Source organism: Streptomyces sp. MB09-01 (assembly GCF_033794505.1).
In the GTDB taxonomy this organism is placed as follows: Bacteria; Actinomycetota; Actinomycetes; order Streptomycetales; family Streptomycetaceae; genus Streptomyces.
Genome location: NZ_JARAYQ010000266.1, coordinates 1 through 11,165 on the forward strand (window position 1 = coordinate 1; position 11,165 = coordinate 11,165).

Genomic DNA, 11,165 nt, shown 5'->3' on the forward strand with positions numbered 1-11,165 from the left:
GCGCGGGAGGCCGGCCCACCGCGTCACGTCGGGGCCGCCCCCCCCCCCGATGCCCGGCGGCCCCGACGTGACGCGGTGCGCCGGCCTCCCGAGCAGCGCCGGCCGCTTCCGGAACGACGCGGGCCGGGGCCCCGCGTCCGCCGGCGGCTCCGTTGTCAGTGGGTGGCGCTAAGGTCCCCTCCGTACCGCAGCTAGGGGGTGATGCTCGGGACGCGGGGGCCGCCGCACCGTACTCGGCCACGACCGAAGGGGGCGGTACAACATGACCATCAGCACCACCAGCACCACCAGCACCACCAGCACCATCAGCCCCGCGACGGGCACGCCCGAGCCCGCGACCGAGGCCGAACTGCTGCTCAAGGCCGGGGCGGTTCTCCCGTACGGCACCGCCGACGCCGGGCCCGAGGCCGTGGAGTTCACCGCCCGCGCCTACCGCCACCCGGGCCTGGCCGAGGACGACCGCGTCGTCGTCCGCCTCGCCGCCGCCGAACTGGGCGCCGCCGAGGACCGTGCCGTCGGCTTCCTCGGCCTGGAGCCCGATGGCGAGCCGGCCGTGGTCGGCCTCGGCCGCCGCCGGACCCTCGGCTTCCCGGAGTGGTTGCTCGTCCACCACCCCCAGGACGGCCACCACGCCCTCGCCCTCGTACCCGAACTGGAGCGGATCGCCCGTCAGGCGAGGACCAAGCCCAAGGCTGCCCTCGCAGCCTGCCACGAACTGGCCGGGCGGCTGGCCGGCTCCGTGCCCCACTTCCTGCCCGTCGTCTGCGAGGAGGCCGCACGCCTCTTCCTGTCGGCCGAAAACCCCGCGTTCGCCGCGCAGCTGTTCGCCCAGGCCCGCAAGAGCGAGGCCACCCACGGCCTCGCCGTCGACGAGGACCGCCTCGACGCCGTCTTCCTGGAGTTCGCGCTGGCCGGCGCCCTGCCGGTGCGGGTGCTCACCAGCCACGGCAAGGCCATGGAGGCACGCGTGCACGCGCCGGAGGCGTACGAGCGCTTCCGCCGCCTGTGCACGCGCCGCACCGCCGGCGGGATGACGCCGTCCGTCCAGGCGGACGCCACCCTGCGCCGGCTGGCCCGCGCAGCCGGCCTCGACCCGGCCGAGGCCGAGCAGGAGTACCTGGCCGAACTGCTGCCGCTGCCCGCCGTCCTGCGTGCGAGCCTCGCCTGGTGGAAGGCCCACAGGGCCGCACTGGTCGCCCTCGCCCGCCGCGAACCCGCCGTGCGCGGTGCCCTGCTGTCCCTGATGCCGGCGTGCGACGAGGACCGGGACGGCGAGATGTCCGCCCTGTGGCTGGAGATCCTGGAGGAAGCGGGTGCCACCGTCGCCCTGGCCTCCGAGGCGCCCACCGCCGAGGAGGGCTGCGCCGACGGCACCTCCGGCTGGCTGGAACGGTTCCATGCCGCCCGCCACTCCGGCTGGGCCACCCGGCTCACGCCACCGCTCCTGCTCGACCTGGTGGAGCGCGCGGCCGGTCGGCTGCGCACCGAACTCGCCGCGCCGGGCCGCAAGGACGCCGCGCTGAAGATCGGCCTCGAGGACGTCGCCCTGCTCGACCGGCTGCTCTGCCTGGGCGTCCCCGTTGCCGCCCCGGAGGTCGGGGTCGGGCTCAACCTGGCGGCCTGGGCCGTTCCGGAACAGCGCTGCGACCTGCTGGGGCTCGCCGCCGACGAACGATTCCGGCCCGCCTTCCGGCAGGCCCTGTACGGCTACGACGACTGCGCAATCGCCCACGAGGTGATCCCGCGCCTGGCCGAGTCGCCCGGCGGTCGCCCGATGCTCGCCGAGTGGGTGAGCGAAGTGGCCCGGGCCTGCAGGCACACGGGACTGCCCGGGGCGCCGGAGGCGTTCGGGCGCCTCCGCCGGCTGCCCGTCGAGGCAGTGGCCCTGGCGGAGGAAGAGGTGGCCGCCGCCGTCGCCACCGACATCGGGGCGCTGCTGGCCCGCACCCTGAACGGCGGCCTGTTCGAAGAACTGACCTGGCCCGCCTGGGAGGAAGCCGTCACCGAGCTGGCGCCGCGCCACACCCACCGGGGCCTGACCATGGTCAGCGCCTGGCCGCACCTGATCGTGGGCAACGAGCGGCAGGTGCGGGTGATCGACGCCCACTCCACCGTGCTCGTCCACGACCTGCGCATCCCCGGCGACACCCGTCGCTCCGTCGGCTTCCACTACGTCGACGGCGCGCTGCTGGTCTGCTGGCGGCACTGGTACGGGGGCGGGGAGGTGCAGGGCTACTGGCACACCGACCCCGACCGGATCTTCACCGTGGACACGGGCAAGCACCCCTGGCGGCTGAGCCTCCAGTACACCGCCCTGCCGCTGGCCGACGGCGGTCTCACCACCGGCGCGGGCGCCCTCCACCGGGGCGACACCGCGCTGCCCGACGAACGCCCCGTCCTGTCCGACGGAGGCGCGTACTGGGTCTGGGACGGTGCGGACCAGCCCGCCGGCTGGGCCGAGTACGACCCGGCCCGGGACACCGTGGGCCGGCACGCCCTGCCCGGCTTCCTCGCCGACGCCCTTCAGGGCCTCCCCGAGGGCAGCACCCTGCGCGCGGACAGCAGCTGGCTGCGGCCCGCCCCCGCCGTCGAGGGCTCGGTGCTCGGGGCACCCGTGGACGGCCTCCTCGGCTGGCGGATCGTGGACGTGCCCGGCCAGGGCCACCGGGCCTGTGACACCGCCGGACGGACCGTCACCGCTCCCGAAGGAGGCCCGGTTCCGCTCGCGGCGGTCACGTTCCCCGGCGACGACCGCCCGCGTGCGCTGACCACGTACCAGTGGGCCTACCGGCTCACCGACCCGGACGGTGTGTTCACGGCAGAGTCGCGCTACCCCGTCTCGCACCACGCCACCGGCGTCAGCGCGACCGCCGCCCTGCCTCCCGTCGGGCACTGGTTCTGCCTGCGCCCCCGCGACCCCGAGGGGTCGGCGGCGCTGCGCGCGGTGGACCGGGACGCCGCAGCCGCACTCCTCACCGCGGCCGCCGCGGCCCGGGAGGCCGAGGGCATCACGGCGGGTGCCGAGCGGGCCGACACGCTGTCCGGCCTGGTACGGGACGCGCTGCCGCAGGTCACCGACCCCGTGCTGGTCCGGGGCGTCGCCGACTGGATCGGCTTCGCCCTCGACCAGCAGGCCGCCCTGGAAGCCGCCGCCGCGCGCCTCGCCCCCGGTGCGCAGGACGAGGCGGACCGCCCGACCCCGCCGGGCCCCTCGGACCACCTACTGGAGCAGGCGGTGTCCGGCCTGACCGGAGCCTTCCACTACAGCTGGGCCAGCGACAACGGCGACGCCGTGTTCCGGGCCCTCTCCGCCCTCGCCGAGGCCGTGGCGGACACCGGAGCCGCCGCCGTCCCCGGCCGGCTGCACACCGAGATGCCTCCTCTGCCGTTCCCCACCGTCGAGTGGGCCCCGCTGCTGGAGCAGCCGGCCGCCCTCGCCTACCGGGCGGTCGCCGCGGGCACCACCGAAGAACAGCGGCAGACCCTGCTGGCCCTGCTCCGCAAGGCCGAGGGGCTGGGCCTGGCCTCCGCGGCCACCGGCCGGTGGCGCCTGGCCCGGATCCACCTGGCCCAGCGGGACCTCCTGAACAAGCCGGTCACCGCGCGCCACCCCTACCACAGCAGCATCTTGCCCCTCGGCGGCGGAGCCTTCCTCACCACCGGCCGGGACTGCGAGCCGAAGGGCGACGGTCACGAGCTCGCGGTCGTCCAGTACGACCCCACGGGCCGGTTCACCCTGCCCGAGCCCTATACCCTGCGCGGGCACAGACCCCTCGGCGACGCCGTGCGCGAGCCCGGCTGGCTGGCCCGCTTCCTCGACGACGCCGCAGAGCGCGGCACCGCACCCTGGCTGCCCGCGGCCGCGGAGGAATTCGCCCGGCTCACCGGTGTGACCGGCACCCTGGCCCGGCTGGTGGTCGCCGGCCTTCCCGCCGTGGACCACTACGAGAGCAGCTTCCTGACCGCCGGACAGCGCAAGGCGATCGGGGTCAAGGTCGGCGACGCCGCCGTGGCCCGCGCCGACCTCAGGGTTCTGCCCGCCGACGTGCGCCGCCGCCTGGTTGCGGCGCTGCTGCCCGCCGACCCGGCCCGGCTGTGGACCGACGGCCCGGACGTGGCCGCGGCCGCCGAGGTGTGGAACCGGCGCGTGGGCCGCCGCGTGCCGGTCCCGGAGTGGCTCGTCACCGAGGCCCGGCGGGGCGCCCGCACCGACTGGTCCGCCGTGCGTTCCCTGCCCGCGGTGCTCGACCCGTCCGCCGCCCCGCAGCTGAGCACCGACGCGCCGTGGGAGGTGCGGGAAGGCCGGGCGGTGCCGCAGACGCCGGATGCCGAGGCGTTCTCCGCGGACGTGCTGACCGGAACGGTGGGCATGGCCGCCTGGCTGGCCCACCGGCTGCCCGCCGGCGACCCGGTCCGGGCCCTCCTGCCGTCGGCGCTCACCGCGGTACGGCAGCGGCTCGCCGCCCCGCAACTGCTGCTGGAGCTCGGCGCGTACACGAACCCGGTCGAGTTCCGGAAGGCCGCCGGCGCTCCGACCCGTACAGCCGAGCACTACGAGGAGTACGGAGCGGTGGTCCTGCCCCGCACCGAAGGCACGTCCCTGCCCGCTCTGCGCCCGACCCTGCTCGACTCCACCGGCGGCGACCCGTACCTGCCGCTGCTGCGCCGTGCCGACCAGCAGCCGTACCCCGTGGAGACCGCGCTGCGCTGCGTCCACGATCCGCGGTTCGCGGCGCTGCTCGCCGATCCGGGTGCCCCGGCGGCGTGCGGGGTGGACGAGGACGGGACGTGGTGGCCGCAGGACCCGTCCCGGTCGGCGCCGGAGCTGGTGGACGAGGTGCAGGCCGCGCACGGTCTGGGCGCGGACGCGGCGGTGCTGTACCTGATGCTGCTGGCGATGCCCGACCCCACCGACCGCAACACGGCCCGGTGGACGGGCTGGAAGCCGACCCGGCTGAAGGCGGCCCGCGCCGAACTGGCCGCCACCGACCTGGTGGTGACGGCCGCCCGGACCCGGGCGGGGCGCACCCTGTTCCTCCCCGGCGGCTGGGTGGAGCCGGCCTCGCCCTGGCTGCCGCTGGAGGAGTGGAAGGCGCCGATGTTCGGCCTGCTCGCCGGACGGGAGCCGCTCCTCGGCGTACTGGTGCCGGCCGAACCCGTTGCCGCGCTCTACCGACGGGCCTGGCAGCGGGTCCGCGAGGGCGACGCGCCCCGATTCGGGGAGTTGAGGATACGACGCACCCGCCGCCGCTGAGCCCGCCACGGCGCCGGGAACACGGCCGCGGCCTGAGCTGAACGGGGCGACATCCGAGCGCGCAGTGGCCGCGACCAAGCTCCGCTGGGACTTGGCCGCCGAGACGCCGAGCGCCAGGCCTTCTCGGTGTCCGCCGAGGACTGCCCGAAGACCACCGCAGTCTACGAGACCGCGCAGCCGTACGGCCCGGCCCGGGTCGCAGGCTCAGGCGAGGCGGCGGCTGCTGGAGATCCACACGTCAGCATGGCCCGGGAGTCCTCAACCGAGCCCGGGCCGCCGGCCTCCCGCGCCTCGTGGACCAGGAGAGCCGAAGGGCGGCGACGCCGTCCTCGACGACGGCAAGTAGGCGCCGCCCGCGGCCGAACGGCGACACCCCCGCGCCCCTTGCCGGCGGCCGCGGGCCCGCCACCAGCTCAAGACCCCCTCGGCCGGTGCGCAGCCACACCCAGACGCACCGGCCCGCGCACCCGTCCATCCCGGAGCCCCGCCGCATTGCACCGGGGCGGCACGCCCCCTGTCAGACCTGAAGCCCGGCCAAGCGCCCGGGCCTTGCTGCCGAAGAGGAGCTGAACCGCACCATGGGAGAGATCGAGGACGCGATCAAGCGGGCCGACAGGGAAGGATTCACCCGGGAGCCGCCCAGGACCCTGGAGGGCCGCATCAACTTCCTGGTCCGACAGGTGAAGTCGACCAGGGCCGTTGCCGAGGAGCTCGGGGTGAGCCAGCGGTCGGTGGAGCGCTACCGCAAGGGCGACCGGAAGGCCCCGCCGAAGGCGATCACCGACCGTATCGGTGACGCCGTACGCACCCGGCGGCAGCCCGTGGCCCGCGGCCGCCGCTGCAAGCACGCCGCCGCAAGCTCGGTGGATCCCGCGCTATGGGACGTCAGACGTGGAAATCAACGACATCGACTACCTGGACCTGAACTTCTATTTCCGGAGACTTGGATGGCGCGCCTCAGTTACCCGGTGAGCCGAAGCAGGGTAGTTGACACGTAGGCGAGCTTGTTGTCACCAAGGTCAGGTCAACCAGCGCATGCTGTGCTTCCTCGGCCACCTCGGTCAACTCCACTCCACGTCCAGTGCGCCACCCGGCGGGCAGTCTCGTCCTCCAAGCTCGCCGGTCCGACCCGCGCGGCATACCTGCCGTCGCCCGATTTCCGCCTGGTCCGCGGAGACGGAAGAATCTGCCGAGCACATGACGCACGCTGGAAGGACGTCAATTGACATCGGACATGAGCACGTTTGCCACCCCTTCCACCGGGCGTCCGCCCTCCTCTGTACCCATCGACTGGGCGGCCGGCGAGGACTGGCTCGGACTGCGGCTGCCGACTGACTACAAGCGGCTTGCCGACCGGTACGGGCCGCTGGACTTCGGTGAGTACGTGTGGATCCACGTGCCGTGCGTCCAGCGGGACCGCTTCGACTACGGCGAGTGGCTGCGCGCGACGCACCGGGAGGCGCGGATCGAGGCGCGGGAGCTGCCCGAGGCCGAGCGGCCTGTGCTCCACCCCGAGCCGGGCGGCCTGTTGGCCTGGGGCTGCACGCGGGGCAGCGACGTGTTGTTCTGGGACACCTCGGCCTCCGTCGACCCCGACAAGTGGACCGTGGTGGTACGGCACTCGGGGGCGGTGCCGGGCAGTGGCCTGCTCCGGTGGCACCGGTACGACCTGACGCTCACCGACTATTTGCGGCACACCGTCCGCGACACCTGGGAGCTTCCTTCTCCTCCCGGCCCGTTGCTGGGCCCGCTGCCGGGCACGGTCGCGCGGACCGCCTTCCTTCCCGACGCCGAGGCGTGGACCCCGCCCGCGCCTGTCCCGCCTCGGCTCACCGAGGCCGAGCACCGAATCGCGCTGGAGACCGGCACCGGGCTGGACGCACTGCGGCTGCTGTCGCCGCCACCCGAGCGGCCGTACCTCGGCAACGGCTCCTGGAAGGGACTGTTCGCCGAGCTGGGCACACGGCTGCCCGGGGAGTACGTGCGGCTGATGGACGAGTACGGCGCCGGCATCTGGAGCGGGTGGCTGCGTTTCCACACCCCGCTCCGGACCGGCGAGCGGCGTTTCCTCACGCACGTTGAGGACACAGCGGATGCCTACCGGCAACTCAAGGACGGCAACGCGGGCTGGTACCCCCTGGCCATCTGGCCCGAGCCCGGCGGCTTCCTCCCCTTCGCCAACTCCATCGACGGCGACTGCCTCGGCTGGCTCACCGAGGGCGGGGATCCCGACACATGGCCGCTGATCGTCTGGCCCCGCCACGCGGACCAGGGACCGCCACTCGAGGGCGGCCTGATCGACACCCTCCTCGACTGGCAACGCGGCACGCTGGTCACGCATGGGTTCGCCGCCTTGGACGAGGACGACGACCCTGTCGAGTTCGCGGACTTCCGGCCCTGGGACGAGCGCGCCTACTGGTGAACCCTCGGCTGACGGTCGCCCGGTCGCCCGGTCGCCCGGTGCGCTGGGTGATGCGTTTGCGCCGGCGTTGACGATGTGCCGGCCGAGGCGATGCCCGTGTGCCATCCTGCCCGGGTGGACGGGATAGCCGACGGCCGAGAGCCATGCTGCAGAGGCCGGGGGTGCCAACTAGCGCGCTGATCTGGTGACAACCACCATGTTTCATCGCACCTTCACCAAGGTCGATCGGCACGCCGGGTGAGAGGTGTCGAGCTTCGGCGCACCCGGGCCCGAAGAACGACGACGAACGCGAGGCGAACCGCCGTGCTGCTGACGACTACCCGCGCCAGGGGGAGGAAGCGGCCACCCTCCTGCGCCCACCCGAGGGGCTTGCCCCGGTCGCCCCCGAGCTGCTCCTCGAGCAAGCGCGGCTCGACCTCGCCACGGCCGGATTTCACATGGCGCCCCCCCAACCGCTCACTGACAAGGACCAGGGCGGCGTCGCGGTCTACACCGACGACGACGCCCAGGTCGTTGTCGACTGGCTGCCCCACGCCCGCCTCGGCCGCCCAGCACTCGAGACGGCCGAGGCCGACAGCACGGCGACGAGGCGGCCATCCGCAACTGGGCGGTCCGGACGGTGATGGACACCGCCCTGGACGCCATCTTGACCGGCTTCCACCACCTAACCACCCGCCGCCCGCACTCCCGGCTCGGCCACATCCTCGGGCAGCCCCCGACCACGATGCTGCCCGCATTGCCGACGCACTCCCGGGCGGCCCGCACATCATCGCCGCCTCCGCCGAACCCGGCTCCACCTCCTGGTCCTCGGCATCGACCGCAACGGCGCCGGCCGCGACCGGGAGCCCGCCACCCCGGCCGCCACCTGGGACACGCAGGACGGGCCGCTGCGCCTGCACGTCCAGACTCTCGCCCGCACCCTGACCCGGCAGGGAGAGATCTGACGATGCGGGCTTCCGCGCTCTCCCGGCGCGCTTACCGTTGCCGTACGACCCGCCGCCGGGAGGAACAGCCCGTGAGCGCCCAGCCCGACCACACACCCCTCACCCCGTACGCCCCCGCACCGGGAGCGCCCGCCGACCTGCGCGCCCAACTGCGCGCAGACCGGCGCGCCGCCCAGTGGGTAGGCCCGCCTTCGAGCGGGAGTGGGCGGCCGCGCTGGAGGACTCCCGCCGCACTTCTCCCCTCGCCGGGCTGTACGAGGTCGTCCAGGACTGGCAGGGCCGCCTCGCCCACGCCCCGGCGGTCGACGCGTTCGCCGCCACCGGCTACGTCGACAGCGAGGCCATCGACATGGCGGAGCTACGGGGAAGGCGCCGGTGACCGCACAGCAGCCTTACGCGGTCCGCCTTTCCGCACCGGCCACGAAGGTCCTCGACACCCTGCCCGAACACGCCGAGGACACCGTGTGGGACGTCCTGGACGCCGCCGCCGCAGACCCGTGGGGCTTTGGCCAGTGGAACGCCGACGACGCCGAGGGTGAGGACGTCCGCTACGCGTCCGTCGGCCAGCTCTCCCTCACCTACCGGGTGAACCGTCCTCTGCGCCACCTGACGGTCCTGAACATCGTCCGGCTCGGATAGCCGCCCCCGAACCGGTACCCCGTGCCCGGCCCCGCGAGCAGGCTGGGGGCGGGTGTCGTCGGCAGGCGCTGCCCGGGGTCGAGGAGCGTCGGCGGCACCGCTGGTGGCGCCGACGGCCAGACGGCGTCGTCGGACGCCGCCAGCCATCGCCGCGCAAGCCGTTGGCTACACCGCTCAGTGCGCCGAGCGACACGCCAAGGTCTCCGGCATGACCTGGGCGAACTATGTTCCCCGCCGATGCCCTGCTGTTGACAGGGAGAGATGATGCTGCCATGTCAGACAAGCCGAAGCGCCCCCTCAGCGAGCTTCACCCGGGCGAGCCCGTCCAAGCGACCATCACTAGCCACCAGCCATGGGGCATCACAGCGAAACTCAACGAATACGAGCCGGTCGGCGCATCTCTCGATACCATCCGCCGCGGCAGCGAGCCAGGCGTGAGGCAACTGGTTCAGGACCTCCCGCCGGTGGGAACAACCATCGAACTGGTCGTCGGCGAAGTGCGCTCGTGGCACCACAAACCGTGGATATGGGTGGACCTCACGAGCATCTGACAGCTATACGGGACACACCGCCAGCGCAGCCTACTCACGACAATTTGATACGCGATGCCGTCAGTAAGCGGGCCAGGTCAGTCACGGCATGCCCGATCCTCAGGTCTCCCGGGCGAGTTCGCCGTTCGGTTGCGGTAACCGTTGGGGCCAACAGCAGTGCCGAGACTCGTGGGGCACCTGTTGAAGGAGCTCTTCGTGATCGGCCACCCCGTCCTCGGGTTGGCTGAGAGCTGCTCGATCTGCTTTCCCGACCAGATCTCGGGGAGGTGTCGACGGAGGTCGGGCACGGGTTGTTGTCAGCGTTCGGATGCTCGGCGACCGCTGCCAATGCGGCCGGAGACGAACCTGACCAAAGTCGTGCGGAGGGGGCTGAAGATCACGCCCAAGGCTGCCAGGACTGCGCCTGCAGCAATGATCCACTCTTTAGCCTCGCCGACGCGGTACCAGAAGGTTTTGTTGACGGTCATATCGATGTGGATCGGTGGTGCCGTGCGGGCGAGGACGTTCTCGGTATCGCCCTGGTACGTCTCGACCACCAGGCTCAGCTGGTACCGGCCGGGCTTGCGCGGGGTGAGGTTCCAGCGCCACTCCACCTTGTCCCGCCGACTGGCGAGCAACTGGCGGACCGATCCGATCGGATCGACTTTGACGTCCCCGCTGGGCTCGGACAAATGTGCTGCCTGGACTCCGCCAACGGGCAGCTCGCGAGTTTCCTCGGTCTCTTCAGGTTCTTCGCGGGGTGATGGGTTCGGGGATGGGTTCAGGTCGGGGTAGTCGGACGATCTGAACGGGTCGGGGAGAGCGGGCAACGTGTCGTCTGGGTTGGGGACTTCGGCCTCGGCCTCGGGGCCGGCGAGGGTGGCAGAGAATTCCACGGAGTTGCCGACGTCCACCGAGTCCAGCGGTAGGTATGTCAACGCCCCAGTAAACAGGGCGGTCCGGTCGCGAGCAGCCTTCTGCTGGAAGACAACCTGGTCCTCGTTCCCCTCCGCCGGCTGCAGGAAAACCTCCGATGGTGCTTGTAGCAGCAGCACGGAGCCGACCCCGACGATGATCGCTGCGGCGGCCGCCGCTACCCATAGCCAGAACTGCCGTGTCGCCCGGTGCACGCTCAGACCCTAGCCAGCGACGCGCCAGACTCCCTTCAACCGGGCCGTCTTCGCGAGGACGGCTTGCCCCACGGCGCCGAGGTCGGCCTGCCAGTCTCGACAACTGGGTCCGGTACGAAGACTGACCCTCTGGAGAAACAGGTACTCAGAGGTCGTTTTCGCCTAAAATTGCCGCTTACCAGCCGATTCTCGGTGTGCCGGGTTGTGGTGAAGGTGAGGTCACCGAGGTGGTTGAGGCCTGCGGGG

General features: G+C 72.8%; 8 protein-coding genes. 7 read left to right on the plus strand and 1 reads right to left on the minus strand.

The features are described 5' to 3' along the window. Window positions 1-262 precede the first annotated feature (262 nt). The 7 genes from PV721_RS35810 to PV721_RS35840 all read left to right on the plus strand — a co-directional run bounded on the left by PV721_RS35810 (window position 263) and on the right by PV721_RS35840 (window position 9,810). Window positions 263-5,254 (plus strand): DNA-binding protein, encoded by a 4,992-nt coding sequence (locus PV721_RS35810; protein WP_319731824.1) that lies wholly within the window; start codon window positions 263-265, stop codon window positions 5,252-5,254. A 578-nt stretch (window positions 5,255-5,832) separates the two neighbouring features. Further along, entirely contained in the window at window positions 5,833-6,252 is a 420-nt protein-coding gene (gene tpg / locus PV721_RS35815; RefSeq protein WP_319731826.1) for a telomere-protecting terminal protein Tpg, read from the plus strand. Window positions 6,253-6,488: 236 nt separating this feature from the next. After that, window positions 6,489-7,676, plus strand: a complete 1,188-nt coding sequence (locus PV721_RS35820; protein WP_319731828.1) for an SMI1/KNR4 family protein — start codon at window positions 6,489-6,491, stop codon at window positions 7,674-7,676. A gap of 437 nt (window positions 7,677-8,113) precedes the next feature. Next, window positions 8,114-8,299, plus strand: coding sequence for a hypothetical protein (locus PV721_RS35825; protein WP_319731830.1), 186 nt, complete (start codon window positions 8,114-8,116; stop codon window positions 8,297-8,299). Between the two features lie 496 nt (window positions 8,300-8,795). Next, window positions 8,796-8,999, plus strand: a complete 204-nt coding sequence (locus tag PV721_RS35830; RefSeq protein ID WP_319731832.1) for a DUF6247 family protein — start codon at window positions 8,796-8,798, stop codon at window positions 8,997-8,999. Next, window positions 8,996-9,259, plus strand: coding sequence for a hypothetical protein (locus tag PV721_RS35835; RefSeq protein ID WP_319731834.1), 264 nt, complete (start codon window positions 8,996-8,998; stop codon window positions 9,257-9,259). The genes PV721_RS35830 and PV721_RS35835 overlap by 4 nt, the downstream gene beginning before the upstream one ends. Before the next feature lie 272 nt (window positions 9,260-9,531). After that, window positions 9,532-9,810 (plus strand): hypothetical protein, encoded by a 279-nt coding sequence (locus tag PV721_RS35840; protein WP_319731835.1) that lies wholly within the window; start codon window positions 9,532-9,534, stop codon window positions 9,808-9,810. Window positions 9,811-10,106: 296 nt separating this feature from the next. Here PV721_RS35840 and PV721_RS35845 read toward each other — a convergent pair whose 3' ends face one another. Then, complete coding sequence (locus PV721_RS35845) at window positions 10,107-10,919, minus strand: hypothetical protein (RefSeq protein WP_319731836.1); 813 nt, start codon at window positions 10,917-10,919, stop codon at window positions 10,107-10,109. Between the last annotated feature and the right edge of the window lie 246 nt (window positions 10,920-11,165).

Excerpts from the sequence above, each read along its gene's own strand:
- PV721_RS35810 (WP_319731824.1), top strand. The coding sequence starts at position 263 with ATGACCATCAGCACCACCAGCACCACCAGCACCACCAGCACCATCAGC.
- tpg (WP_319731826.1), top strand. The coding sequence starts at position 5,833 with ATGGGAGAGATCGAGGACGCGATCAAGCGGGCCGACAGGGAAGGATTC.
- PV721_RS35820 (WP_319731828.1), top strand. The coding sequence starts at position 6,489 with ATGAGCACGTTTGCCACCCCTTCCACCGGGCGTCCGCCCTCCTCTGTA.
- PV721_RS35825 (WP_319731830.1), top strand. The coding sequence starts at position 8,114 with ATGGCGCCCCCCCAACCGCTCACTGACAAGGACCAGGGCGGCGTCGCG.
- PV721_RS35840 (WP_319731835.1), top strand. The coding sequence starts at position 9,532 with ATGTCAGACAAGCCGAAGCGCCCCCTCAGCGAGCTTCACCCGGGCGAG.